The sequence below is a fragment of the Burkholderia sp. Ac-20365 genome, from assembly GCF_017104715.1.
Lineage (GTDB): Bacteria > Pseudomonadota > Gammaproteobacteria > Burkholderiales > Burkholderiaceae > Paraburkholderia.
In genome coordinates this window covers 122,888-149,237 of the sequence record NZ_JAAGPI010000006.1, presented here as the reverse complement: position 1 = coordinate 149,237, position 26,350 = coordinate 122,888, and the positions used below count along the sequence as shown (strand labels likewise).

The following is a 26,350-nucleotide window of genomic DNA, read 5'->3' as shown; positions in this document are numbered from 1 at the left end:
TGCAGACGGCAGGTCAGATATGCACCGGATTGGCTTCATAGTGCCGAAAAGATTTCAGCTGATGAGCCTCGCGGCTCTGACGGTGTTCGAGATCGCGAACATGCCGCCGAGAGGCCCTTGCTACGAGATCCATCTGCTGTCCGAACACGGTGGTCCTGTTGTCTCTTCGGGTGGCATGACACTGGAAACCGAGGCGTTCGGCGATCCCGCATTCGACACGGTCATCGTGGGCTCGATCACCGAAATGAAGATGCCGGCTTCCGACGCGCCTGTGGTCGCATTCGTCAGGGAGGCAGCGAAGGTATCCAGACGGATATCCTCGATCTGCAGTGGCGCATTCGTCCTCGCCGAGGCAGGACTGCTGGATGGCAGACGCGCAACCATGCATTGGGCTCACGCGGCCGAATTCAGAGCGCGCTTCCCGAATGTCCGCACCGAAGAAGACCGCATATTCATCAATGACGGTCCGTTCTGGACGTCGGCGGGAATGACGGCGGGGATCGACCTCGCCCTCGCGTTGCTCGACAACGACCTCGGCCCCGATGCCGCAAAAATGGTGGCCCGACTGCTTGTCATGAATCAGCGTCGACTGGGTGGCCAGTTGCAGCATTCCGCACTGCTGGACATGACGCCGAAATCCGATCGGATCGAACTGGTCCTCGCGCACATTCGCCGCAACCTGCGCAATCCACTCACCATCGAAGAGCTTGCGGAAGTGGCGAACTTGAGCCCTCGCCAGTTCAGCCGCGCGTTCGTCGCCGAGACCGGTCAGTCGCCCGCCAAAGCTGTCGAACAGCTTCGTCTGGAAGCAGCCAGATTCATGATCGAGCAAGGGCGCCACACGATTAACGTGGTGGCGCAGGAAACAGGTTTCGCGGACCGGGAACGAATGCGCCGTGCGTTCGTCCGCACGTATGGCGTACCCGCCGATATCCTGCGCAGAAGCGCCCGGTCGGAATCCGCCACCGGCAGCTGAAGCGGCGCGACGCTCACTGCGCCTCGCCACCCGCCATGGTCTGAATGATGGTCTGAAGCTGCGCACTCATCGGCAGGTTGAGGCTGGTGCCCGAAGGCAGGCGGCGCAGGAACCAGCGCTTGTACTGCCGGTCGATCTCTCCGTCCGCGGCAAGCTCCTGGAAGGTGTCCTTCACCACTTGCGCGAGTTGCGGATCGTCCTTGCGGAACATGATGCCGTACGGGTCGTACGACAGATAATCGCCGACCACGCGATACTCTCCCCCCGCATTGGCATGTTCCGCGATCAGGCCGTACAGCAGCACGTCGTCAGTGGCGAATGCATCGGCCTGGCCGTCGGCCACCCGCGCGAAACCCTGCGCGTGGTCGGGCACCACCTGCAACTGCATCCCGAGCCTGAACTTCTTGTCGAGATCGCGCAGCGCCGTTTCGTTGGTGGTGCCGGCCGTCACCGCGACCTTCTTACCCGCGAGATCGCGGAACGATGTGATTGGCGAACCTTTCTTCACCATCACCTTGGTGCCGGCCACGAAGATGATCGGCGAGAAGGCCACGCGCTTCTGGCGCTCCACGTTGCTGGTCGTCGAGCCGCATTCCAGATCGACCCGGCCGCTGACCACCGCGTCCATGCGGCTTTCGGGCGTGACAGGCACCCACTGGATGGTCAGCGTGCGGTTGACCGCGTCGCCGATCGCCGATACCAGCGCCTTGCACAGTTCGATCGAATAGCCGATCGGCTCCTTGCGCGCGTTCAGATACGAAAACGGCACCGAGGATTCGCGGTAGCCCACCGCGATGCTGCCCGTATTGCGCACCTTGGACAGCGTGCCCGTCAGCGCCGCCGGCGCGACGTTGTCGGGCGCCGGGCTGGACGGCAGCCTGTCCTCCTGCGCCCGCGCGGCTGAACCGGCGATCAGCAGCCCTGCGATGGCCAGCATCGACCAGAATCGCTGCGTCTTCATGGCGCGGTCCCTGTCAGCTTTCTGCCGGACGGGCGAGCGTCGCGTCCAGCTCGGCGTCGATGCGCGCCGCATTGGCCGCGGCGTCGGCTTCGGACATCAGTTCCCCTTCCCACTTGGCGACCACCGCGCTGGCGATCGAATTGCCCACCGCATTGGTGGCCGAGCGGCCCATATCGAGGAACGTATCCACGCCGAGGATCAGCAGCAGGCCGGCTTCGGGGATGCCGAACTGGTTGAGCGTGGCGGCAATCACCACCAGTGACGCGCGCGGCACGCCTGCCATCCCTTTGGACGTCAGCATCAGGACCAGCAGCATCGTCAGCTGCGTGCCTATCGACAGATGCATGTTGTACGCCTGCGCGATGAACAGCGACGCGAACGTGCAATACATCATCGAGCCGTCGAGGTTGAACGAATAGCCCATCGGCATCACGAAGCTGGAAATCTTGCGCTTCACGCCGAAACGATCCAGCGCGTCGAGGATCTTCGGATACGCGGCCTCCGAACTCGCGGTCGCGAACGACAGCATGAAGGCTTCCTTGATCAGCCCCAGCAGCTTGAACACGCGCGGCCCGAGAAACAGAAAACCAGCCGCCGCGAGCAACGCCCACAACAGGAACAGGCTGAGGTAGAAGTCACCCATGAAGACCGCGAACTTCAGCAGGATGGTCAACCCGTTGACCGCCACGGTCGCGGCCATCGCCGCGAGCACCGCCAGCGGGGCGAGTTTCATCACGTAACCGGTGATCTTGAGCATCACGTGCGAGAGCTGGTCGATCGCGGCTACGAGCACCTTGCCTTTATCACCGAGCGCGGCCAGCGCGATGCCGAAGAACATCGAGAACACGACGATCTGCAGGATCTCGTTGTTGGCCATCGCCTCGGCGAACGACCGTGGGACCATGTGACCGACAAAGTCCTTGAGCGTGAACTTGGCAGTCGCGAGATTCGCCGACGCGCCGATGTCGGGCAACGGCAGTCCGAGATTCTCGCCGGGCCTGAGCAGATTGGACATCAGCAGGCCGAGCAGCAGCGAGATCAGCGACGCGGTGACGAACCAGCCCAGCGCCTTCGCGAACACGCGCCCGACCGAGGCTGCGTCGCCCATGTGCGCAATACCGACGACGAGGGTCGAGAAGACGAGCGGGCCGATCACCATCTTGATCAGTCGCAGAAACACGTCCGACACGAGCGAGATGTATCCGGCGATCTCGGTGGCCGCTTTCTTGTCCGGAAAGTTCGTGTAGATCATGTAGCCGATCCCGATGCCTACCAGCATCGCGACCAGGATCCAGATGGCCGCGGCATTCTTTTTCATCATCTCGAAGCCTCCAATCACTGCATGGTCTTGCGGATGGAAAGGTCGAAACAGGATGCGACACGCGTTGCCCGGGATGCTGGCGGCTGCGTTCAAGACTGTGGCCGGGTTCAGAAGATTGCTTGCCCGCGCACCCCTGCCCGTCCCAATAGCTTACGGCAGATCGTGTCATAAAGTGTAGCGTAGCCGCGCGGCGAGGCAACCAGCGCGAGCGGGGTCGGTCGGGAAGCAGACGGGAAGCGGTCGCGCATCAGAAGACAAAAACGGATAATGCATTGCGGTCTCCGGCGCGGTTGTGCGGCTCAGTTGTGCGGCTCAGTTGTGCGGCTCAGTTGTGCGGCTCAGTTGTGCGGCGCATCAAGCCGTCCACCGGACGGCAGCGCAAATCACGCGCAGACAAAGCGGTTTCATCCAACTGCAGCGAGAAAAAATTCCACGATGCGTATTCCACCGCTCAAGTCCATCATCGCGTTCGAGAGTGTCGCCCGAACCAAAAGCGTCAACCGCGCGGCGGAAGAACTCGGCCTGACGGCTTCGGCAGTGAGCCATCAGTTGAGCAATCTCGAGTCGATCATCGGCCAGCCGCTGTTCCAGCGCTCGGGGCGCGGCCTCGTGCTGACGCCGACCGGCGAGCGCTATCTTTCCGACGTGACGGGCTCGCTCGCCGATCTGAGCCGCGCAACCGAGCGCGCGTCGAGCCGCACCGAGGTTGACATCCTGCGGGTGCATTCGAGCCCGAGCTTCGGACTCATGTGGCTGCTGCCGAGGCTTTCTTCGTTTCAGGAAGCGAATGGCGATCTCCAGCTCAATCTCGCGTGTTCCTATGAAAACGTCTCGTTCTCGAACGGCTATTACGACATCGACATCCGGCATGGCTACGGCAACTGGGACAACCTGGAAGTCAAGACGGTGCGGGGCGAATTCATCGCGCCGCTCGCTTCGCCAGCGTATCTGGCGCGGCATCCCGTCGAGACGCCGGAAGATCTGCTCGCGCATCGGCTGATCTATTCGGAAACGCCGCTCGTCCAGTGGAAACAATGGTTCGGTCGGACGGGTGTATCCGCCAAACAGAAGACATTCGACTTTTCGTTCGACCGCTCATACATGTCGATCGAAACCGCCGCGCTTGGCCTCGGCATCGCGCTCGAAAGCCTCACGCTGGCGTCCGTGAAAATCCGCGATGGCCTGCTTGTGCCCGTTTTCGACGAGACGTATTCGGTCGAAGTCGGCGCGCATCATCTGGTTTACCCGATACAAAATGCCGGGTTACCGCGTATCCAGCGCTTCCTTGCATGGATCGAGCGGGAAGCGGCGCCCACCTGAATTTTTCTCAGCCATTGTTGAGCGTTTCCGCGTTGATGGCGTTGCCCTGTACACCGACACTACAGGCACTCATCAACACTCAGGAGACAAGCAATGTTGCTCGACGACAAGATCATCGTGGTGACGGGCGCGGCATCGCCGCGAGGTATCGGCAAGGCGACCGCGAAGGCGCTGGCCGCGCAGGGCGCGCGAATCGCGATCCTCGATCTGCGCAAGGAAGATGCGCAGGCGGCCGCCGCCGGTCTCGGCAACGAACATCTTGGCCTCGCCTGCGACGTGACCGACAAGGATGCCTGCGTCGCCGCTGCGCGCGCAACGCTCGAACGATACGGCCGCATCGACGGCCTCATCAATAACGCGGGAATCACGCAACCGGTTCGCACGCTCGACATCGGCGGCAAGGACTTCGACGCGATCGTCGACGTCAACCTGCGCGGCACGCTGTATATGTCGCAAGCCGTGATTCCCGCGATGAAAGACCAGAACGGCGGCAGCATTGTCTGCATGTCGTCCGTTTCCGCGCAACGCGGCGGCGGTATCTTCGGCGGACCTCATTACAGCGCCGCCAAAGCGGGCGTGCTCGGGCTTGCCAAAGCCATGGCGCGTGAATTCGGCGCGAATCGCATACGCGTCAATTCCATCACACCGGGCCTGATCCAGACCGACATCACCGGCGACAAACTGACGCCCGAGATGCGCGCCGATATCATCAAGGGCATTCCGCTCGGACGGCTCGGCGACGCAGCCGATGTCGCGAACGCGTGCCTCTTTCTGGTCAGCGACCTCTCGACCTATCTGACAGGCATCACACTCGACGTGAACGGCGGCATGCTCATCCACTGACAACGGCGCACGCCACATTCGCGCAGCGTCTGTTCTTTAGCACCCGGGACAACCCGGGGCCATGGCAGGAGACACACATGAAATCCAGGTACACCGCGCCGCCCATTCCAGGCGACACGATCTCTCGCAACGATTCGTCGACATTCGAGGCCAAGACGTATGCAAAGGTCAGCCGTCGACTGATTCCCTTTCTGATGCTGTGCTATCTGGGCGCCTACCTCGATCGCGTCAACGTCGGCTTCGCAAAACTGCAGATGCTGAGCGATCTGCGCTTTAGCGAGACGGTTTACGGAATGGGCGCAGGCATCTTCTTTCTCGGCTATTTTCTTTTCGAAGTACCGAGCAATCTCATCCTTCACAAGGTCGGCGCGCGCAAGTGGCTTGCGCGGATCATGCTCACGTGGGCGGTCATCTCCGCTTCCTTCGTGTTCGTCAAATCGCCGGCTGTCTTTTACATGCTGCGCTTTCTGCTCGGCGTCGCCGAAGCGGGCTTCGCGCCGGGCGTGATCCTTTACCTGACCTACTGGTATCCCTCCGCGCGCCGGGCAAAAGCGCTGTCGCTGTTTTTCATGGCGATTCCACTGGCCGGCATGATTGGCGGTCCGTTGTCGGGCTGGATCATGCATTCGCTGCAAGGCGCGATGTCGATGGCGGGATGGAAGTGGCTGTTCCTGCTCGAAGCCGTGCCGTCGCTGGTGCTCGGCGTCGCGATCCTGCTGTATCTGGATGACAGCATCGCAAAGGCAAAGTGGCTCACCGACTCGGAAAAAGCCCTGCTCGCCCGCAATGTCGCTGGGGACAACGCGCACAAGACCGCGCACCTGTCGATTAGAGCGTTTATCGGCGACCGCCGCCTGTGGCTGATGGCTGCGATCTACTTCTGCGTCGTGCTCGGCCAGTATGGCCTGACCTTCTGGCTGCCGACCATCATCCGCAAATCGGGTGTATCGGACCCGCTGTGGATTGGTATTTTTACCGCGATTCCGTACCTGTGCGCCATCGTCGCGCTGCCGCTGATCGGCATGAGCGCGGACCGCCACCGCGAACGCCGCTTCCACCTTGCCATTCCCATGCTGATCGCCGCCGCGGGCTTCGCCACCTTGCCTGCACTGGGCAGCGTCGTGGCATCGATTATCTGCCTGAGTATTGCCGCCGCCGGCATTCTCGCCTCGTCTTCGCAGTTCTGGTCGCTGCCGACGGCGCTGCTTGGCGGGGTGTCCGCCGCGGCGGGCATCGCGGCTGTGAACTGTTTCGCCAATCTGGCGGGCTTCTTCTCACCCGCCATCGTCGGCTGGCTCAATGACCTGACAGGCAAGTCGACAGCGGGCCTCGTCTTTATCTCCGTAGCGGTGACGCTGGGTGCCGCGCTCGTATTCCTCGTCCCGGCCAGATCCGTCAACCGCTGAGGTTTCAGGATTCATTCGATATCAAAGGAGCACTACATGGACACCGACATCATGACCGAGAACGTCTCGCTCGCTGAGCATGCGTACCGGATCAGGAGGAACGCGCTGCTGATGGGCGAAGTACAGGGCCAGGGCTATATCGGCCAGGCGCTCGACATTGCCGACGTACTGGCCGTCGCGTACTTCGGCGCGATGCGCTATCAGCCGGAAGACCCCGAATGGGAAGGCCGCGACCGCTTCCTGCTGTCGAATGGTCATTACGCCATTGCGTTGTACGCCGCGCTCTTCGAAGCCGGCATCCTGCCCGCTGAAGAACTCGAAACCTACGGCAGCGACGACAGCCGTTTGCCGATGTCCGGTATGGCGAGCTATACACCCGGTATGGAAATGTCAGGCGGCTCGCTCGGACAGGGGCTGACCATTGCCGTCGGCCGGTGTCTGGGTCTCAAGCGCAAGAACTCTGACGCCTTCGTCTACACGCTCTTCTCCGACGGCGAACTCGATGAAGGCGCGATCTGGGAAGGCCTGATGTCGGCCGCGCACTGGAAGCTCGACAACCTGATCGCGATGGTCGACGTGAACAACCAGCAGGCCGACGGTCCGTCGACGCAGATCATGGCCTTCGAGCCGCTCGTCGAAAAACTGGAAGCGTTCGGCTGGTACACGCAGCGCGTGAACGGCAACGACATCGAAGCCGTGAAGCGCGCATTCGATAACGCCCGAAACCATGACAAGCCGCAGCCGCGCATCATCGTGTGCGATACGAAGATGGGCTGCGGCGTGCCGTTCCTCGAAGAACGCGAGAAGAACCACTTTATCCGCGTCGACGCACACGAGTGGAAACTCGCACTCGACGCACTGGAAGCAGGGAGACAGGCATGAGCACCATTGAAAAGAAGCCGCGTCTGAAGACATCGGCGATGATCGCGTCGATTGCAGGCGAAGGACAGGTCACGCGTTCTGCACCGTTCGGCCACGCGCTCAGCGAACTGGCGCGCATGAAGAGCAACGTGATCGGCATGACAGCCGACCTCGGCAAGTACACCGACCTGCATATCTTCGGAAAGGAATTTCCTGACCGTTACTATCAGATGGGCATGGCCGAGCAACTGCTGATGGGCGCAGCAGCCGGTTTCGCGCATGAAGGCGCGCAGCCGTTCGTCACGACGTATGCCGTGTTTGCCACGCGCCGCGCCTATGACTTCATCCATCAGACGATCGCCGAAGACAACCTCGACGTGAAAATCGTCGCCGCGCTGCCGGGTCTCACGACAGGCTACGGTCCGAGCCATCAGGCCGCCGAAGATCTCGCACTGATGCGCGCGATGCCGAACATGACGGTAATCGACCCGTGCGACGCGCTCGATATCGAACAGATGGTGCCCGCGATCGCCGCACACAAAGGCCCTGTCTACGCGCGTCTCTTGCGCGGCAACGTGCCCGCCGTGCTCGACGAATACGACTACACGTTCGAACTCGGCAAAGCGAAGCTGCTGCGCGACGGCAACGACGTGCTGATGATCTCGTCCGGGATCATGACGATGCGCTCGCTCGAAGTCGCGAAGGCGCTGGAGGCGGACAACATCGGCGTCGGCGTGCTGCACGTACCGACCATCAAGCCACTCGATACGGCGACGATCCTGCGTGAAGCGAAGCGCACAGGCCGTATGGTGATCGTCGCGGAAAACCATACGGTGATCGGCGGGCTCGGCGAAGCGGTGGCGAGCACGCTGCTCGGCGCAGGCGTCACGCCGACATTCCGGCAGATCGCGCTGCCCGACGCGTTCCTCGATGCCGGCGCGCTGCCAACGCTGCACGATCGCTATGGCATTTCCACGGGCACGATGGCCGCCTCGATCAAGACATGGCTCGCGTGACCGGTCAGGCTGCTGGATAAAGCGCAACGAGCTTGCCTGCGCGACAGTCGCCGCTACGAACGGCCGCTTTTTCCAACGGAAAGCGGCCGTTTTCAGCCTCTGATAGCCGAGCCTCGGCCCGGCGAGACGTCATCAAAAACAGTCCGGACGATACATCAATCGCGCCGCGTATCGTCACACAAAACAACCTGCATCCCGAGCGCGAGAATCGCACTATGATGCGTTGTGCTACAGGCGCGCGGCATTGCTTGCCGCTTGCGCAACCCACCCCGCCCCGGCTGTCGGCAAACGGGTACGTGCAGCGAGGATTCAATCATGGTCCGGCTCGTGATGATTCTTCTTGGTGTCGACTATCTTCGCGTCCGCTGGCGCGAACTGCTGATGGTCGGATGCCTGAGCGTCTTGCTTGGCCTGACGATCTTCTGCGATGCGCTCGACGGCGCGCTGTGGTTCCCGATCATGCCGTTTGCCGCGCTGCTCCTGCTCGAGGGCGTCGCGACGATGTGCGTCGCATGGACAGGGATGGGCGGCCAGCGCACCCTGCGCTACGTGAAAGGAATCACGTTCATTCTGTCCGCGGGACTTGTGCTGGTCGGCGGAGAACACGGCAACTTTATTCTGTCGATGATCTTCGGCACGCTGTTTCTCGTCGACGGTACGTTGCAGATCATCGCGGCGAAAGTGGTCCGCTTCCGGAAATGGAAAGTCGCCGTAGCGGGCGGCGTACTGGAAGTTGCAATCGCAATCTTCTTCTATCAGCCCTACCCCGATCACTATGCCGGCACCGTCGCGTACTGCGTTGCGTTCGGCCTGCTGTTCGGCGGCTGGAACATGATCCTGCTCGCGATGCGCGTGCGGCGGCTGGCAGTCAATCCCGCCGTAGCCGACGACAAAGACATCAGACGCGCGTCTACCGCAACGTCGACGGATTCGCCCGTCGCACACAAGCCTCAACCATCCGTCTCATTCGACGGTCCGCCCGAACCGCACGAGCACGTATTGACCGTGCACGTATGGACGCCTGCCGGTACGACAAAAGCCGAAGCACGGCGGCAGCCGATCGTCGACCGCTACATTGCGGCGGTCGACAGGAACGGCGCGATCTCGACAGGGCACGCCGCGCTCGAAACAGCAGAGGGCATCTACATCAGCCTGTATCCCGCTGTCGAAATCGAGCGCTCACCCGAGGAGTTCTCGCGGATCCTGCGCGCGACGCGCGACAACGATGTACCCGGACTGTTTCAGCCGGACTATGCGACGGAATCGGCGGCATGGTGCCCGTCGACGCGACAGGTCCGCATCCGCAACTATGACCCGGAACGGCTCGAACGCTTCTGGACAGAGTACCGGCGCGATGCCACCTATAACCTCACGTACCGCAACTGTTCGAGCACGGTCGCGAAGGCGCTGGAAGCGGCGATCGAGGGCGCATCGGTTCGTGCGTGGGGAAAGGGCAGCGGCTGGAAGCCGTTCCTGCGCGTCGCGGCCACACCCGAACTCTGGGTCGCGGCACAAGTGAGAAAACGCTCGGCAACGATGGCATGGACGCCCGGGCTCACGCTGGACTATGCACGCGCGCTCAGCATGCTGGCCGATCCGCGTCCCTCCGGCTGGGTGAAGATGGCACGCATCGCGCTGCAGACGATGCATGAATCGCGTCGGCGCTGGCGGGCCGAACAGGCGGCCGCGCAGAACATTTACGACACGGGCGCTACGACGGCTCAGGAACCGGGTTCTGAAAAAGGATTCGAGCCGGACGCTGCCGCCCGTTCCGACGACAGACCCGATGCATGGCGCCACCCTTAGCATCGGCCGACGCAATCGTACTCACTCGCACTGTCGCTCGCGGCGCGCGCCGCAGGGAGCCCGAACGCCCTGCAGCCGCCATTTCCGCAACAAAGTCTCCGTCATGTCCTACTGCACCGTAATGGTCGCTTTCATGTTCGGGTGTATGCCGCAAAAGACCTTGTAGACGCCCGGTTTGTCGAACTTGTACTGATACGTGTCGTTCTCGTCGAGCGCGGCGGAATGAAAAACTCCGGCGTCGTTGACCACCGTATGCGGTTCCCCGTCGAGGTTTTTCCAGGTCACGGTCGAGCCTGCCTTGACCGTGAGCGACATCGGCTCGAACATGAAATTCTTGATCACGACCGCATTGGCATCCTGCGCATGCGCGACGTTGAACCCCGACGTCAAGGCCGCAATCAGAATCCATCGTCCGATGGAGACGGCACAAGCGCGTTTGAGGATGTTGGATGGCATGATGAAAATCCCTTGTAGATGAATGACGTCTGCGATCAGACGAGCGTCGTGTCGGAAAGCGTTGCCTTGAGCGGATGCTGCGAGATCTTGATGCTGGTCACGCCCAGCATCTTTGCCAGCTGGTCGCCGGGCACCTTCAGCGGCATGGGTCCCGGACCGTTGCCGGCCGTCGGTTGCGGATAGGCGGTCGAACGCGCGGTATGGAAAGTGATATTCCCTTCCACCTTGGACACGATCTGGTGGATGTGGCCATTCAGCACCGTGACCGAGCCGAACCGTTTCAGGTAATCCATCGCCCTGCCCGAATCGCCCGTGCCCCATCCCCAGGGTTCGTAGATCGTCCACATCGGCATGTGCGCGAACACCACAATCGGCGTGCTCGACGAGCGTCCCTTCAGATCGTTTTCCAGCCACTCGAGCTGTTCGTCGCCGAGGCCACCCAGGCCGTTGGGCTTGAAATGCATCACGTTGACGAGGCCGACGAAGTGCACGCCGTTGTGATCGAAGCTGTAGTAGCCCTTGTTGTCCGAGGCCGCGCCGAAGCGCTTGAAGTACTCCGTGCCCGGTCCGTCCGTCACGTCATGTTCTCCAGGCACCGTGTGCAGTTCGGTGATGTTCAGTCCCGACAGCAACTGGCCTGCGAGGTCGAACTCCGAAGCTTTCGAGAGATGCGTGATATCGCCCGTGTGGATCGTCAGCGCCGGTTTGACGGGCATCGCGTTGACGAAGTCGATCGTCTGCTTGAGCGTGCCCGCGACATCCGGATTGGCTTCCTTGTTGAAGCCGATATGCGTGTCGCTGATCTGCAGGAACAGCGGAACGCCCGAGGACGCCGACTTGTCAGCCATGCTGGCGGCGGAGGCGAGCTCCATTGGCGCGAGCACGCCGCCGGACAGCATGAACAGGGTGCCTGCGCCACCGAAGGCGAGGCATTTCAACGCGTTACGTCGCGACGGATTGGAAGGAATATCTGACGACATGATGTCCTCTCGAGTGGAGTTCAGAAGGTAGGCCGCCGGGCAATCAGGTGGACTACCGCAGTGGGGTTCAGGCGCTATACCAGCGCGTCGTTGTTTTTATTCCGCATCGCCGGCGCTTCCTGTTCGGCGCTACTGCGGCCGCGCATGCCCGTAATGAACCCACTGCCCCGTCTCATCTGCCCGGGTTGCGCCAGGGAATAACTGATGCGCAAGCAACGTCTTGCAGGCAGGACACACGAAATGGGGAATTGAAATGAACATCGTCGACATGGCCCGTGAGTCGGGATTGACAGTCATCCTCGATGGCAAGATCGGCCGGGAGGAATATCAGAGCGTATGCGGATCGATGTCGGCATTGCAGCGATTTGCCGAAGCGCTGTGTCAGCACGCTGTAAAGCAGAATGCCCCGCGCACGCCGCACAACACACGCCGGAGTCTGAAATGAAAAGCACGGCGATAGCCGCGCCATACCGGCGCATCGAGGCTTCGCTGCAAGGCGTGCTACGCCGGCTTCAGTTCGGCTCGGGCGTGGTGCTGCTGACTTATCTCTTTCTGCATCTCGTCAACCATGCCCTTGGTATCGGGTCGCTGGAACTTGCCGGGCGCGGTCTTCTGATCGCGCTGCGACTCTGGCGGAGCACGCCAGGCACAGTCGCGCTGTATGGCGCGGCATCGCTGCATTTCTCGCTTGCGTTGCACACGATCTACCGGCGCCGCCAGTGGACGTTGCCGCTCGCCGAATGGATCCGGCTGTGGGCCGGCCTCAGCCTGCCGCTGCTGCTCATGCGCCACGCGGTGACCACCCGGCTCGCCTCCACGCTCTACGGCTTCGAGCCGAACTATGAGCGAGTGGTCATCATGCTGCTCACGAGCGGAACGCAGGGCCTGCAACTCGCGCTGCTCGCACCGGGCTGGATACATGGGTGCCTCGGACTATGGTTCCGGTTGCGCCACTATCCTTTGGCAGCGCGCATGAGACCCGCGTTGCTGGCGTTTGCCGCGCTGTTGCCGCTGCTGTCGGCGGCAGGCTTTATCCAGATGATGCGAGCCGTCGAGGCAAAGAACGTCCTGTTCCGCGCGCCCGATCCGAAGCTGGTCACGCATCAATTCGCGCTCGAATCCTGGCGTCACAACCTCGTTGCGTTGTACCTGCTTCTGATCGTCGGCGCCTTCGTCGCCGGCCAGGTGCGCAACGGATTTGAACGACGTCGACTGGCGAAGATTCGCTGAACGTGTGAACCGTCACGACGACACGCGAGTTCGACCGCGCCGGAGTAAGTTGAAGTAATGCACCCAAAGCCTTCCTGCTGGCCGCAACTCTTATACTCGGCCAACTACACGACGAGGTTCGTCAGCCTCTCTTCCATCATAAAAGCCATCGAACTGGCGCTATAAGACGGAACGCTCTTTTTGAACAAGAACCGTTTGGCGAATCCGGCTGCGTCGAAGCCGCATATCGTTATCGACGCCCGGACCATGTTGGGCGAATGTACGACGGGAATCGGCCGGTACACGCTGGAGATCGTTCGTGGCATCGATCGGCTCGCCGCCACGCGGCAATTTTCGTATTCGTTACTGGTGCCGCGCAAACACTGTGACCGGCCCGGTTTGCTCGCCGGTTTTCGTCATTGCGGTGGCGTCACGCCGTTAGGTTCGCTGGCGAAGAACGCAGCGCATCAGATCCTGAAGCGGCGGCTGCCGCTATCGATCGATTCGATCCTGCCCAGAGGAGCGTATTTCTTTCCGGCTTACACGATGCTGCCCATGCGGTCCCGCGCGTCGGCCGTCGTGATTCATGATCTCGCGCATCTGGAAGTGCCGGACTGCGTGGAAGCGGGCAATGCGAGGCTGCTGGACTACGCGCTGCCGCGCTCCGTCAAACAGGCGGGCGCGATCATCACGATATCGGAATACACAAAGCAACGCCTCCTGCATCACTTCGGCATCGAGCCTTCGCGTATCCGCATTGCGCCGCCAGCCGTGGATAGACATGTGTATCGGCGGATCGATCATGCGACGTCGAGAAGCGTGCGTGAACGTTACGGGATTACCTGCGAAAACTATCTGCTTGCAGTCGGCACGCTCGAGCCTCGAAAAAACCTGGCCCGGGTGATCGATGCCTTCTCGCTGCTGCCGGAGCCCGTTCGGCAGCAATACTCGCTCGTGTTGATCGGCGCCAACGGCTGGGACAAAGGCGAGACGCAGGCGCGCATCGGGCAGGCGCAGGCAAAAGGCATACGGATCCTGCGACCGCGCGGCTACGTGCAGGACGACGACATGGCCGCCTTCTATAGCGGCGCGCAAGGGCTCGTCTTCCTGCCGCTCTACGAAGGGTTCGGCATTCCGCCTCTGGAAGCGTATGCATGCGACACGCCAGTGCTGGCGAGCCGGGTTAGCTCCGTGCCCGAGGCGGCCGGCGACATGGCGCTCTATGTCGACGACCCGAAGGACCTCGACGCGATCCGGCGCGGGATGCTGGAGCTGCTGGCAATCGACGAACCCCGCCGTGAGGCGCTGCAACCGTCGATGCGCCGCCATCTCGACAGTTTTGGATGGTTGCAAAGCGCGGCCACGACGGTCGATGCGTTGACGGGACTCTGCGCCGACAGCCTGATGCGCGCTGTGTCGTCGCGGCCTGAACAAACTCCAGATATTGCCCACGCATAAACCGGGGCGTTGAGTTCGCCGTCTCTTCGCCCCTGTCCTGCTGCCGATTGCCGGTTCGCGGCCGGCGTTTTCACCGGGCCGCCGGTACCTTTTTACCCCTTTGGTAGATTGTGAAAGGAAAGCGCTTATCGGCGCGCTTGCCATGACTATCGGTCGAACCTATGCTTACGCCCAATATGTAACTAAACGTTACTTATGTATCAAGACGTGCACCGGACAATCGACACAGGCCCGGGAAGTAAAAAGACTGCACGGCAAAATGCCGGCATGACCATCGGGGTTTTCGGCAAAGCGGGAAACCATGCATAGCAGTGAATTGCTTGACTCGATCCGTGAGATCAATCTTTCGTACCTGATTCTTGCGCAACGCATGTTGCTCGAGGACAAATCCGTCGCCGCGTTCCGGCTCGGCGTTTCGTCCGAGATCGCCACGATCCTGGCGAGCCTCACGCTCGCGCAGATCATGAAGCTCGCCGGATCGAACCAGCTTCTGTGCGCATTCCGGTTCAACGACCACGTGTCGTTGTCCGCGCTCGCGCAACCGGCGACGCACGTGGATGTGGCGGCCAGCCACATTGCCATCCTGCTGGCGGGCCAGCCAGCAGAACAGTTTGCGTGAGGACAGCGACCATGCTCCGCAAAACTATCAGCGAAGACGCCCATGAAGTCTATCGTGCGATCGAGTTGATCGAACTCGGCGCCCGGATGCAGCTGCTCGAATCGGAGCTGACGCTTTCGCGCGACCGCATGATCCGTCTCTATCGCGAAGTGAAAGGGACGTCGCCGCCGAAGGGCATGCTGCCGTTTTCGGCGGACTGGTACATGACGTGGATGCCCAACATCCATTCATCGCTGTTCTACAACATGTATCTGTTCTTCCGGGACCAGACGGACTGTTCGCGCCTCGACTCGTTGACCAAGGCGTACCGGCTGTACGTCGGACATTGCGAGAGCCATCAGCTCGAAGTGGTCGTGAGCCTGACGCGCGCATGGACGCTCGTGCGCTTCTTCGAGGCGGAGTTGCTGCAGCGCACGTCGTGCTGCCGCTGCAAGGGCATGTTCGTCGGGCATATGCACGACCCTCAGTCGAACTTCGTGTGTGGCGCCTGTCAGCCGCCGTCGCGCGCGGGCAAGACGAAGAAGGCCGCGAGCGAGCGCGATGCGTCGGCCGAGCGCCAGCAGCGTGCAACCGATGATGAAACAGAACGGCGCCCGCTGGCGGCCTGAAGCGTAGATCAGGTCGTGAGCCGCCGATAGGCGTTCAGATGTCTGAGCAGACCCTGCGGATCGCCGCGTTTCTCGAGCAGGATAGCCAGATTGTGATGCGCGTCCGCGTAGGCCGGATCCAGTTCCAGACAACGTTGATAGCTTTGCTCGGCGTCGTCGAACCGGCCCAGTTCTTCGAACGCGATCGCACGGTTGAAGTGCAGCACGGCATCGTCCGGAAAATGAACGAGCGCTTCGTCGAATACGCGCAGCGCGTCATTGCAGCGCGCGTCGAGTTCGCATAGAAGCGCACCCAGATCCACGTACGCCGCATAGTAAGGTCGCGGCGATAGTTCGATCGCATTCCGGTACGCCTGCTCCGCCCCGTTGACGTCGGATGACCGGAGCTGCTCCCCGAGGTCGTACCATTCCTCCGCCTGTCGATCGCCATGGCGCCGTGCCGGTGCAGTGTCGAGGAATACGACATCGCCCTTGATTTCCGCGACTTCGAAGTCCAGCAGCAGTTGACCAGTCACTGCGTCCCACTGCGACGGCCCGGTCCGCACAGCCACGTCGTTGCCGACCGCCGATACGCGAATACCCGTGAGCGGCAACTCGTCGGGCAGCGCCTCTCTGAGTCGCGAGAGCGCCGCGATGATCTTGCGCGGCGGTATCCGCGCAGCCCGCAACTGCAGCGCCGTGCGCAGCAGAACGGCGTCCTGGAACGTGAAGCGATAGGCGTTGCGAGGTCCGCGCGCCGGTGTCACGAAACCCGCTGCGACCAGGCCCGAGAGCACGCTGCGCGACACGCCAAGCATGCCTTGCAACTCGCGCATCGACACTTCGCGTGCCGGGACGTTCGACGTCACTTGCGCGCCCGGACCTTCGCCGGTGTTTCAGCGGGCGCTTTCGCGGCACGCGTTGCCGGCTTGCGCGTGCGCGGCGCCACGGGAAGGCCGGCGACAGGCTCCGCGCTCTTGCGCTTCGGCGCGGCGGGTGCGGCGGGTGCGGCCACCGCCGCCTTTGGCTTCGCGCCCTTCAGACTCGCGCGCAATGCTTCCATCAGATCGATGACCTGCCCGCCGCCGTCGGTCGCCTCTGCAGGCTCATTCGCGACGATCTGCTTGCCTTCGATCTTCTTGTCGATGGCGGCGAGAATGCGCTGCTTTTCCTCGTCCACGTAGGCTGCGGGATCGTAGTTGTCTTCCGTGCCCTGCTCGATGATCTGAAGGGCGAGCTTCAGCTCGCTAGCGGATATCTCCACGTGCTCGATATGCAGGTCGCCTAGTGAACGAACCTCATCCGCGTAGAGCAGTTGCTGGAACACGAGCCCACCTTCTTCGGGCCGCACCTGGACGATCCTCGTCCTGCCCCGGAACGCCCATTTCGCCAGTGCGCAGCGGCCGCTTTCGGCAAGCGCCTGCTGCAGCAGGCTATATGGTTTTCCGCCGCGCTTGTCCGGCGCGATGTAATACGCCTTGTCGTAGAAGACCGGGTCGACCGATTTTTCCGGAATGAACGCCATGATTTCCACGACGTGACTCGCGCTATCCTCCAGCGCTTTCAGTTCGTCGGGGGTGAACACGACGAACCGGTCCCGCTCGAACTCGTAGCCCTTGTTCATGCTGGAACGTTCGACGACCGCGCCGGTTTTCTCGGACACGTACTGCTGCTTGACGCGCGAGCCGTCGGGCGCGAGCAGATGAAACCGCACATCGGAAGAACTCTCGGTCGCCGCGTAGAGCTTCACGGGGATGGAAACGAGCCCGAAAGAAAGGGACAGCGAGGCGATTGAGCGGGCGGCCATGGATTTCTCCTGACGGATAGCGCGTCCAGAGCCCGTGCAAGGCACGTGCCACCGCTTGGGCGATGGTCGGCAGTCTGAACCGCTCAACCCATTGTAGACGCCTGATCGAAGATGCCAACGGCTGCGCGGCGGCGCCCGTCACCGGGCATCGATCGCCCCGGCCTGTCAGCGGCTCGCCTCGCTTACTGTCTTCTGCAGCCTGCCGCGAACCCTCGCGATATCGACGCCGGCCGGACCGGGCGCATCCACAAGCGGCATATAACGCGCGGGCGTATGCAGCAAATACGCCTGCATCTCGTCGATGATGATCCGGTCGCCCGGATCGTAGCCCATGCCCTCGAGCTGCCGCGTCAGCTCGGCGCGTTCCGCGTAGCTGAGTTCATGCCACCAGAATGTGCGGCATGCATGCGCGTACGCATCGTTCGAAAAATATTGCCAGTGACCCAGTTCATGACTGAGGATCGCCGCCCGCACGGGCACGTCGATCGTCTCGCCGCCAGGCGCAGGCCCGAGCCCCGGAATCGTGATCAGAAAATCATGCGTGCTGCGCGCCTGCCAGCTTCCGTTACGCTGCGCGATCAACCCGATTTGCACGACCACACGCTGCAGCGTACGTTCGCCCGGCGTCAGTTCCAGACGCTGCAGCCGAGCCACGTCGAAGAAGTGCGCAAGTTCGACCGAGCTGAAATTGTTGCCCGCCGTCAGTCCCGCCGGGTCCGCGCCGAAGCGCCGCGCGTGAGCCGCGATTGCCGCCATCGTCACGATATGATCGTGCGGCATGTCGCGGCGCTCGAACAACGCAACGACCCGCGAAAACATCGCGCCCTGCTCGGCCAGACTCGGCGCCTGCAGCACATAGAGTCCCGGGCGATCGGCAATTGCAAAGAGCGCGAGCCTGGCGTCGCCCGGCAGTGACGCATCGAGCTGTCCGAGCGGAATGCGCCGCACGTCGATATGCTCGCTCTGCGTTTCGAGCCGCGCGGTACCTGTCTGCGCAAACGCGTCGTCGACGGCCCAAGCCGCTGACAACGAGAGCGCGCACGCCGCCGTGACGCGGATGCCATGTGTGCAGGAGATTTTCATCACCGCCAGCACGGGCGCCTGTGCCTAGTTGGTCACCGTGACGATCGTCACGCGACGGTTTTCCGGCGCGGTCGGATTACGCCTGTTCAGCGGCTCCGACGAGCCCTTGCCGACCGACGTCAAACGCTCGGGCGCGATGCCATCCTTTTGCGTCAGATAGGCGACGACGGCGGCAGCGCGGTCCTGCGATAACTTCATGTTGGCGTCGTCCGAGCCGCGCGGGTCCGCGTGCCCTTCGACACGGAAGCGATACGCCGCGAGCCGTTCCGATTGCAGCGCGTGGGCGACCTTGTCGAGCGCGGCTTGCGCGCTGTCGGTGAGCGTCGACGAATTGGTCGTGAACGTGATCAGCATCTGCAACGAAGCCGGTTTGGCCGGGGCAGCCGGTTTCGCCTGCGCTGCGCCGGGCTTCGACAGCACAAAGCCGCGCGTGACGATGTTGTCGCCGTTATCGTCGGGCGTGAGCGCTTTGGTCACCGAGTTTTCGTCGATGTCCTGCTCCTTGACCACTGGGTCCTCAGCGCGCGCGACGCCCGCGCATGCCATCACACACAGCGCGATCCACCATGCCCCGCGCGCCGGCTGTCTCTTCAGAAACGAAACGATTGAGCCAGACATACCCCGACCTCCGATCAATGCCTACACTGTCTGCCGCTTCGGATCTTCGAGCGGTTCTCACACCCGTAATTCGACGACCGACCGCCAGCCGCTGCGCGTTTTGTCGAGCAGCCCGACAAAACGCTCGCCATCCGGCAAGCCTGGGCCTGCCAGCATCGACGCGGGCACCGCGCCCGACCCTTGCGTCCACCACACGCCCGATCCTCGCGCCGCGTAGCGCACAAGCAAGGCGGAGAAGCGCTCGGGCGCGTCGTCGGCCGGTTCCGCATCTGCATCCGCTACGCTCACGGTGTTCTCCCCTTCCGCCTCGTCCGCCGGATGCAGCCGCCACGCAGCCGTAGGTGTCGGCAGCCGTCCCGCCGTCAACGGCCCCCATGCATCGAGTTCCGCATCGAAACGCTCCAGCACGAAGTCCGGCTCGAGGGTCGATAGCGCGCGCCGCGTGGCCTCGTCGTACCAGGCCTGCGCGCCGCCTAGCCAGTTCGCGAACTCGTCGAAGGCGAGCGGCGCGGCGAGCGTGAACGGAAAATAGCGTCCCACCCGGTCGACACCCGGCATCAGCACACCCGCCCACGCCGATTCGCCGCATACGTCCGCGCCGAGCGCAAAACACCAGACGGGCGCATTCAGGTAAACCGGCAGCCACTGTGCGTCGAACCATCGCTGCGCGAACAGCATCCCTTGCTGCAGACACGCGTCCCACGGCGTAACGAAATCCGCCGGCAGGCGCCGCGTCACGAAGTCCCCATGCGTGCGCACCTTGCCGAAAAAGCCTGGCCCTGCTGCGGCGAACGCGCTCATAGCCGGTCTGGACAGCGGAACTGCTCGAAGCCGCCGCGACGGAACGGATTCGTCACGCTGCTCGCGTCAAGCTGAAGCACGAGCGGGTGTCCGTCCGATTCGAAGTTCACCTTGAACCGGTCCGCTTGCGCGGTCGGCTGCAAGCGGGCGTTGTCCATCAGACGCAGCAGCGCCCACGGCCCATCTGCCCGCGCGGAATCGCCCGATGGGTCGAAATCGACGTGCGCCTGTCCCGTGCCTTTGCCGCTCGGCCACTGAAACACCATCGACTGATCGACATGGGCGGCCACAAATTGCTGCCCGTCGATATCGATGGTGGCATGGTCGATCGCGGGATCGATATCGAGCACCTTGAGCGTGAAGCGCACCGACACGTCGCGCCCGCCCGCGCGGAAAAACGCATCCCTGATCTGCGCGGCCCGCTGGAACTGCACCAGCACGTCTGACGGAATACCGAGCGAATCGGCCCCGGTGCGCCAGCGCCATTGCGGCCCCGACATATCGACGAGTGTGGCCAGGTTCTTCTGGAAGAAGTCGTCGATCAACCCGCCTGGTCCGAGGATCCGCCCAAAGTCATCCGGTGCTGCGTCGCGGCTGGAGCCGCGCACGAGCGGATAGCGGCCGTCGAGCGCCTGCCGGCATAGCTGCGCGACATTGGCCTGCCACAACGCATTCAGACGCGCGCGCTCGCCGCCGACCATCAGCATCGCGCCGCCGTTCGCGATGTCGTCGGCCACGGCCGCGAGCGGCGCGGGCGCGCCTTGCGCGACCTGTTTCAGCTTGTTCAGCGCGTCGCCCGGCGGCGCGGGCAATCCCTGCTTGCGCGCGGCGTCGGACGCCTCGAGATAGGACGCCGCGTCCTTGAGCGCCGCGAGTTGCGTATCGAGCGGCACGGGACCCGCCGCACCCGGCTTGCCTGCAAGATCATGCAGCGCCTGAAAATGCGCATCGACGGGATTGACCTGCGCGGGCGGCGGCGCGGTATCGTCAGGCTGGTTGCCGAGCGCGTTTTCGAGCCGCTTCTTCACCGCGTCGAGCTTGTTGCTCAACGCGCCGACGCCCTGTTCGGCCAGCGAGCCGCCCGTCTTCACCGAGCCGAGCGTGGTTTCCTGCGACGCAGCGAGCATCAATGCCTTCAACGGCGAATCGGGCGCGGCGAGCACGTTCGCCACGCGCGCGCCCTTCTCCACGCCATCGAACGGCACCACGGCGATATCCGCCAGCAGCGCATCCCACTGTCTGATGTACTCGTCGTAGTACAGCTGCGTCATCGCCGCTTTCAGATCCTCGATCGCATTCGGCGTCAGCACGGATTCCTCACGACCGAGCACCCAGTTGTCCCGCGCAACGTCGATCACCGCCTCGTCGCGCAACTGGCCGAACTTCTGAAAGCCCGCCCGCGTGTAAGCGCCGGAAACCCCGCGCGTCAGCGGCGCGCCGCTCTTTCTGACCAGCACCAGCGCCGCGTTGCGCCCGGCCGCGGCCGCGACGCTGAACGGCGGCAGCTTCGCCTGTTCGAGATCGCGCGCGACGCGATTGAACATGCGTTGCGCGAGCGGCATCCTGGCAAGCGTCGTGCGCGCCTGCGCGATCAGATCCTTGTCGAGCGGCAGCGACGCGTCGAACTGCGAGGGCTGGAACAGCGCCGCGAGATGCCCGTCGATATCGTTGCGCTGATCGTCGCTGGCATCGTGCAGCGGCCCGCGCCGCCAGTCGATATCGGCCCACAGCCGCACGGAATCGGCGTCGAAGTGCGCCGGATCGCCGAGCATCAGGTACGCGCGCAATACCTCGTACTGAAAGTCGGGATTGTTCGCGTCGCCGCGCCGCAACTCTTCTTCCATCCGGCGCACGACGAGCGGCAGCAGGGTCTGCTTCAGCAGACGCCGGTAGCTCGCCTGCGCTTCGAGGCCCAGCTTGTCGCCCTGATATAGCCCGAGGCGCGAGAGCCACGGCACGGGCCTGTTGCGATCCGCGTAGCCGCCCGGCAGGTCGCGCGCCGCATTGAGCAAGGGCAGCAGCGTGAGCGGATCGTCGCCCGCACGGGTGGTCTGCGCGAGCTTCTGGAGTTCGCTCACATGCTGCTCGACACTGGCGACATACGCGCGATTGCGTTGATAGCTGATGAAGAACAGCACCAGCGCGAGCACGACCGCGATGCCAACCAGCCCGAGCGCGATGCGCTGCAGCCATTTGCGGCGAAGTTCCAGTTTCGGGTTGGTGCCGGCCAGCCCTGCTTCCTGAAAAATCACGTCGCGCATCAGCCGCGTGATGAAGTACGCACGCCCGCTGGCCGGGTCCGGCAGCACGACCTGACGCTGCAAGCCGAGCGCCGCCGCGACCGCGCTCATGACGCGGTCGATCGGCCGGCCTTCCTGCGTTCCGCTCGTGAAATAGACGCCTCGCAGCAGCGCCGCTTCATCGAAGCGTGACGTGCTGAAGGTCTCCTGCAAAAAGCCCGTGAGCATGCTTTCGAGGCCGGCGAACTGCTGCGGAAAACCGTACACGAGCGCACGCCGGCGCGTGTCCGTCTCCTGCTGCATGCGATGCAGCACGCGGGCCTGCAACTGTTTCTCCAGCGCAGCAAACTCGCCGCGGAAGGACGCGAGCGCTTCGTCGGGGCCGCCCTGCGCGACATACGGGAACGTCACGCCCCACACCTGTTCTCGCTCGTCGCGGCCGAGGTCGTCGAAGAACTCCGCAAAGCCCGCCAGCAGATCGCATTTCGTCACGACGACATAGACGGGAAAGCGCATGCCGAGGCGCGTGTACAACTCCTTGAGCCGTTCACGCACCGCGCCGGCCTGGACAGCGCGCTGCGTGTCGGACAACTGCAGCAGATCCTGCACCGACAGCGCGACGATCACCCCATTCAACGGCCGCCGCGGCCGGTACTTGCGCAACAGCTGCAGAAAGCCGCCCCATGCGGCCTGATCGGCTTCGGCAAAGCTGTCCTGCGTGGTGAAGCGGCCCGCTGTGTCGAGCAGCACGGCGTCGTCGGTGAACCACCAGTCGCAATTGCGCGTGCCGCCGACGCCGCCCACCGCCTGCTTGCCCAGCCGCTCGGCGAGCGGAAACTTGAGGCCCGAATGCAGCAGTGCCGTCGTCTTGCCGGTGCCGGGCGCGCCGACGAACATGTACCACGGCAACTGATAGACGTACTGGCTGCCAAAGCGCCCCTTGACACGCGCCTTGCGCAGGATCGTCATCGCTTCGTCGAAACGCTGCTTCAGCGCGGCGACATCGGCTTCCGATTCTTTCCTGCCCGGCTGCGGCGCCTCTTCCGCGACCACGCGCGTAAACTTCACGTTCGCGAGCCGCACGATCAGCCAGCGCACGCCCCAGTAGAGCACCCACAACGCGAACAGCACGACGATCAGGATCCAGCGGCTCATGGCCGTTTCGAGCGGCGCCTTGCCCGCGAACGCGAGCAGCGGCCCTTCGATCCAGACGATCACCGCCAGCGCCAACACACCGAGAAACGACAGCACGATCGGCCGTCTGAGCCAGCCAAGCAGTTTCATGGGCAACCACCTTCAAGGTGTGGCGCACGAAGCGCGTGCGGATTCACGATGACGCCCCCGGCGCGAGGATGGTGATATCGACGCGACGGTTCTTCGCGCGATTCGCCGGCGAGTCATTCGGCGCGATCGGCTCGGTGTCGCCACGGCCTTCGGCTTCGAAACGATTCGGCGTGCCGGTGCGTGCGGCGAGCATGTCTCTCACGACATCGGCGCGTGCCTGCGACAGATGCCAGTTCGACGGGAAGCGTGCCGACAGCAGCCGCTGGTTGTCCGTATGCCCGGCGACGACGACATGGCCCGGCACGTCCTTGAGCGCATCGCCGATACGCTGGATCAACGGGATATAACCCGATTCGACTTCCGTGCTGCCCGACGCGAACAGCCCATCGCCTTTGATCTCGACGACCGTGCGGTCCGGCAGTTCGGCGACCGTCACGAGGCCCTGGGCGATTTCCGGCGCGAGGAACTGCGACAGCTTTGGCGCGAGCGGCGGCGGCGGTGCGGCTTTTTTCGCGGCGAGCGGCTGCGGTGCAACGCGTATGCCATGCAAGGCCGCGAACACACGATCGGACTCGTCGTTCAGGCGCAGGCTCAGCACCAGATGCACGGCGACCAGCAGCACGCAGGCGATCGCCGCGGCGACCCACAGCGGCACCAGTTGCAAGAGCGGCTTGCGCTCCGTCTTCACCGGCAGCCAGTGCACCGACAGATCGCGTTCAGTCGCGCCCCGTTGCGAGCGGATCATCGTTTCGAGCCGCTCGCGGATCGTGTCCAGCTGCGTACGGCCGCCGTCGATCAACCGGTAGCGGCCCTCGAAACCCAGCCCGAGAATCACGTAGATCAGTTCGAGCACATCGGCATTACCGGCGGGGTTCTGCGCAAGCCGCTGCAGGATCAGGAAGAAGCGCTCACCACCCGACGCCTCGTTATGAAACGTCACGAGCAGGCTGCGGCTCGCCCACATCCCCGCGCCCCACGGCGTGCTCGCAATCGCCTCGTCGAGAAACGTGCACAGGCAGTAGCGCGACGCGCCGAGCTTCTCGTCGTCGATGCCGTTCGCGCGCCCCTGCGTCTCGAACGTGCGCATCATCTGGATGAGTTGCGTGCGCAGCTCTTCGACGTTCGGATGGGTTGGCAACTGGCGCAGCGGCACCGCCAGTTCGAGCAGCGGATTGGCCGCGCGCAGCAGCGGATTGAGGCCGCCCGTCTGCGGCGGAATCGGCGCCGCGGTCGCCGCGGCTGCGACAAAAGCGGCACGCGCGCCGCCCGGCGTTGGAATCAGGATCGTCGCGCCAGGGTCGTCGAGCGGACCACGAGGTTCGTCAGGAGTCACGATGAGTGTCCTCGATCAATGCGTCAGCGGCGAATGGCCCAAAACTCCATCGCCAGGCCCGGGAAATCGCCCGCGACGTGCAACGCCATACCGGCGGACGTCGCGAACTGCTTCCACAAATCGTTGCCGCGATCGAGCTCGAAATACGTGAACCCCGCATGAAACGGCAACTGGCGTGGCGCGACGGGCAGCGCGCGCAGCCCGATACCGGGCAACTGCAGATTCACGAGATCGCGAATACGCTCGATCGGTCCAATCTTCACCTGCGGCGCGAAGCCAGTCAGGATGTGCTCGGCCGGCATCTGCGCGCGCACGGCCAGCACGAAAGTCGCTGAAGCGAACAGGTTCTTGTCCGGCACGAGCGCGACGCGCAAACCGAACTTGCGCTCTTCGAGCGGGATCGGCACCGCGTGCGGGTCCATCACCATGCTGAGCGACGCGCGCAGGTCGTCGATCACCGGTGCGAAGGTTTCCCGCAGCCGGTCGTGCCGGTACACGGGATACACCGGCGGACGCTTGGTTGTCTGGCTGAACGTGGCGAGTTCTCCCGCCAGCTGCACCGAGATCTGGAACAGCGCTTCCGGGTGCAGCCCCGTCATCGTCGACAGGTGCGCAGCAAGCGGCTCGTGGCGGTTGATGATCTGCAGCAGCAGGAAGTCCGAGACTTCCGCGACGCCTGTCACGCCGGGCTGCGCGAGGCGCGCGGCGAGCGCCTCGCCGCGCTGGTGCAGCAGGCCGACAAGATCGTCGACGAACGCCGCGAGACGCCGCCCGACGCGGTAATCCAGACACGGCGGGCTATAGTCGTTCTCGAGCACGACGCGGTTGTCGGGCAGCCGCTCGACGACGCGCGCGATGCCGAGCACCGCATACGCATTCGCAACGTCCGGTTCGAGTGCGAGCCGCACGCGCAGCTTGCCGATCTGCATCAGCGCCGGGGCGGCATTCGGATCGTTGCTGTCGCCAACCTCCAGTTCGGTCACGCGATGCCGGGCGAAGTTTTCTCCGCTGGCTTCGTTGCCTGTCTCCGCAATACCCGGACGACGCACGGGGAGCGCCAGCGCGACCAGCGTGTTGCGCGTGCCTTCGGGAATATCGAGCGGTTCGGGAAGATCGTCGTCGGCGGGCAAATTGAAGGGCGTGCCGTCGGGCATCACGCCCGCGCACGACAGGAGCGCGAGCTTGCCGAGCTTGAGCAGCTGCTCGTCGATTTCGAGCGCCGTCAGCCCCCAGCTATACGGACGCAAGCCGGCAGCCCGCGTTTCCAGCTGGGTCTGCAGATAGCGGTCGTGCTGCTGCAGATGCTGCGGCTGCAGGAACATTCCCTCCGACCAGATGACTTTGCTGTTCCAGGACATTTTTTCT

24 protein-coding genes are annotated in these 26,350 nt (G+C 63.4%); 12 read left to right on the top strand and 12 right to left on the bottom strand.

The window, feature by feature from the left end; genetic code table 11:
• Window positions 1–19 precede the first annotated feature (19 nt).
• Window positions 20–976 (top strand): helix-turn-helix domain-containing protein, encoded by a 957-nt coding sequence (locus G3O01_RS13565; RefSeq protein WP_205805410.1) that lies wholly within the window; start codon window positions 20–22, stop codon window positions 974–976.
• A 13-nt stretch (window positions 977–989) separates the two neighbouring features.
• Here G3O01_RS13565 and G3O01_RS13560 read toward each other — a convergent pair whose 3' ends face one another.
• Window positions 990–1,937, bottom strand: coding sequence for an amino acid ABC transporter substrate-binding protein (locus G3O01_RS13560; protein WP_205805408.1), 948 nt, complete (start codon window positions 1,935–1,937; stop codon window positions 990–992).
• Window positions 1,938–1,950: 13 nt separating this feature from the next.
• Window positions 1,951–3,258 (bottom strand): dicarboxylate/amino acid:cation symporter, encoded by a 1,308-nt coding sequence (locus G3O01_RS13555; protein ID WP_205805406.1) that lies wholly within the window; start codon window positions 3,256–3,258, stop codon window positions 1,951–1,953.
• Window positions 3,259–3,693: 435 nt separating this feature from the next.
• On the opposite strand from G3O01_RS13555, the gene G3O01_RS13550 reads away from it, so the two are divergent.
• The 6 genes from G3O01_RS13550 (at window position 3,694) to G3O01_RS13525 (ending at window position 10,510) form a co-directional block, all read left to right on the top strand.
• Window positions 3,694–4,578, top strand: coding sequence for a LysR substrate-binding domain-containing protein (locus G3O01_RS13550; protein WP_205805404.1), 885 nt, complete (start codon window positions 3,694–3,696; stop codon window positions 4,576–4,578).
• Between the two features lie 93 nt (window positions 4,579–4,671).
• Window positions 4,672–5,421, top strand: a complete 750-nt coding sequence (locus G3O01_RS13545) for a glucose 1-dehydrogenase (protein WP_205805402.1) — start codon at window positions 4,672–4,674, stop codon at window positions 5,419–5,421.
• 77 nt (window positions 5,422–5,498) lie between these two features.
• Window positions 5,499–6,827 (top strand): MFS transporter, encoded by a 1,329-nt coding sequence (locus G3O01_RS13540; protein ID WP_205805400.1) that lies wholly within the window; start codon window positions 5,499–5,501, stop codon window positions 6,825–6,827.
• A gap of 36 nt (window positions 6,828–6,863) precedes the next feature.
• Window positions 6,864–7,709: a transketolase gene (locus tag G3O01_RS13535; protein WP_205805398.1), complete on the top strand. Its 846-nt coding sequence runs from the start codon at window positions 6,864–6,866 to the stop codon at window positions 7,707–7,709.
• A complete protein-coding gene (locus G3O01_RS13530; protein ID WP_205805396.1) occupies window positions 7,706–8,704 on the top strand; it encodes a transketolase family protein in 999 nt (332 codons plus the stop codon). Before G3O01_RS13535 ends, G3O01_RS13530 begins: the two co-directional genes overlap by 4 nt.
• Window positions 8,705–9,019: 315 nt before the next feature.
• The gene (locus G3O01_RS13525) at window positions 9,020–10,510 is read left to right on the top strand and encodes a DUF308 domain-containing protein (protein ID WP_241023923.1); all 1,491 of its coding nucleotides are present in this window, start codon (window positions 9,020–9,022) and stop codon (window positions 10,508–10,510) included.
• Between the two features lie 108 nt (window positions 10,511–10,618).
• On the opposite strand, the gene G3O01_RS13520 is transcribed toward G3O01_RS13525, so the two are convergent.
• Window positions 10,619–10,966 carry a cupredoxin family copper-binding protein gene (locus G3O01_RS13520; RefSeq protein WP_205805393.1) on the bottom strand — a complete coding sequence of 116 codons (348 nt, stop codon included), beginning with the start codon at window positions 10,964–10,966 and terminating at the stop codon, window positions 10,619–10,621.
• Window positions 10,967–11,001: 35 nt separating this feature from the next.
• Window positions 11,002–11,946, bottom strand: coding sequence for a metallophosphoesterase (locus G3O01_RS13515; protein WP_205805392.1), 945 nt, complete (start codon window positions 11,944–11,946; stop codon window positions 11,002–11,004).
• Between the two features lie 253 nt (window positions 11,947–12,199).
• Here G3O01_RS13515 and G3O01_RS13510 point away from each other — a divergent pair, with 253 nt between their 5' ends.
• From G3O01_RS13510 to flhC, 5 genes are all read left to right on the top strand, one after another.
• The gene (locus tag G3O01_RS13510) at window positions 12,200–12,391 is read left to right on the top strand and encodes a hypothetical protein (protein ID WP_205805390.1); all 192 of its coding nucleotides are present in this window, start codon (window positions 12,200–12,202) and stop codon (window positions 12,389–12,391) included.
• Window positions 12,388–13,176 (top strand): hypothetical protein, encoded by a 789-nt coding sequence (locus tag G3O01_RS13505; RefSeq protein WP_205805388.1) that lies wholly within the window; start codon window positions 12,388–12,390, stop codon window positions 13,174–13,176. The genes G3O01_RS13510 and G3O01_RS13505 overlap by 4 nt, the downstream gene beginning before the upstream one ends.
• Before the next feature lie 180 nt (window positions 13,177–13,356).
• On the top strand, window positions 13,357–14,613 hold the full coding sequence (locus G3O01_RS13500; protein WP_205805386.1) for a glycosyltransferase family 1 protein: 1,257 nt from the start codon (window positions 13,357–13,359) through the stop codon (window positions 14,611–14,613).
• A 301-nt stretch (window positions 14,614–14,914) separates the two neighbouring features.
• A complete protein-coding gene (gene flhD, locus G3O01_RS13495; protein ID WP_205805384.1) occupies window positions 14,915–15,232 on the top strand; it encodes a flagellar transcriptional regulator FlhD in 318 nt (105 codons plus the stop codon).
• An 11-nt stretch (window positions 15,233–15,243) separates the two neighbouring features.
• On the top strand, window positions 15,244–15,840 hold the full coding sequence (gene flhC / locus G3O01_RS13490; RefSeq protein ID WP_205805382.1) for a flagellar transcriptional regulator FlhC: 597 nt from the start codon (window positions 15,244–15,246) through the stop codon (window positions 15,838–15,840).
• A gap of 8 nt (window positions 15,841–15,848) precedes the next feature.
• Here flhC and G3O01_RS13485 read toward each other — a convergent pair whose 3' ends face one another.
• The 8 genes from G3O01_RS13485 to tssK all read right to left on the bottom strand — a co-directional run bounded on the left by G3O01_RS13485 (window position 15,849) and on the right by tssK (window position 26,343).
• Window positions 15,849–16,688 (bottom strand): tetratricopeptide repeat protein, encoded by an 840-nt coding sequence (locus G3O01_RS13485; protein ID WP_346779180.1) that lies wholly within the window; start codon window positions 16,686–16,688, stop codon window positions 15,849–15,851.
• On the bottom strand, window positions 16,685–17,626 hold the full coding sequence (locus tag G3O01_RS13480; RefSeq protein ID WP_205805380.1) for a Ku protein: 942 nt from the start codon (window positions 17,624–17,626) through the stop codon (window positions 16,685–16,687). The genes G3O01_RS13485 and G3O01_RS13480 overlap by 4 nt, the downstream gene beginning before the upstream one ends.
• Before the next feature lie 165 nt (window positions 17,627–17,791).
• The gene (locus G3O01_RS13475; protein WP_205805378.1) at window positions 17,792–18,709 is read right to left on the bottom strand and encodes a hypothetical protein; all 918 of its coding nucleotides are present in this window, start codon (window positions 18,707–18,709) and stop codon (window positions 17,792–17,794) included.
• 24 nt (window positions 18,710–18,733) lie between these two features.
• A complete protein-coding gene (locus G3O01_RS13470) occupies window positions 18,734–19,327 on the bottom strand; it encodes an OmpA family protein (protein ID WP_205805377.1) in 594 nt (197 codons plus the stop codon).
• A 57-nt stretch (window positions 19,328–19,384) separates the two neighbouring features.
• Window positions 19,385–20,128 carry a type VI secretion system-associated protein TagF gene (tagF, locus tag G3O01_RS13465; RefSeq protein ID WP_205805375.1) on the bottom strand — a complete coding sequence of 248 codons (744 nt, stop codon included), beginning with the start codon at window positions 20,126–20,128 and terminating at the stop codon, window positions 19,385–19,387.
• Complete coding sequence (gene tssM / locus G3O01_RS13460; protein ID WP_205805373.1) at window positions 20,125–23,652, bottom strand: type VI secretion system membrane subunit TssM; 3,528 nt, start codon at window positions 23,650–23,652, stop codon at window positions 20,125–20,127. The genes tagF and tssM overlap by 4 nt, the downstream gene beginning before the upstream one ends.
• 43 nt (window positions 23,653–23,695) lie before the next feature.
• A complete protein-coding gene (locus G3O01_RS13455) occupies window positions 23,696–24,985 on the bottom strand; it encodes a DotU family type VI secretion system protein (RefSeq protein WP_205805370.1) in 1,290 nt (429 codons plus the stop codon).
• A 23-nt stretch (window positions 24,986–25,008) separates the two neighbouring features.
• Window positions 25,009–26,343, bottom strand: coding sequence for a type VI secretion system baseplate subunit TssK (gene tssK / locus G3O01_RS13450; RefSeq protein ID WP_205805368.1), 1,335 nt, complete (start codon window positions 26,341–26,343; stop codon window positions 25,009–25,011).
• Between the last annotated feature and the right edge of the window lie 7 nt (window positions 26,344–26,350).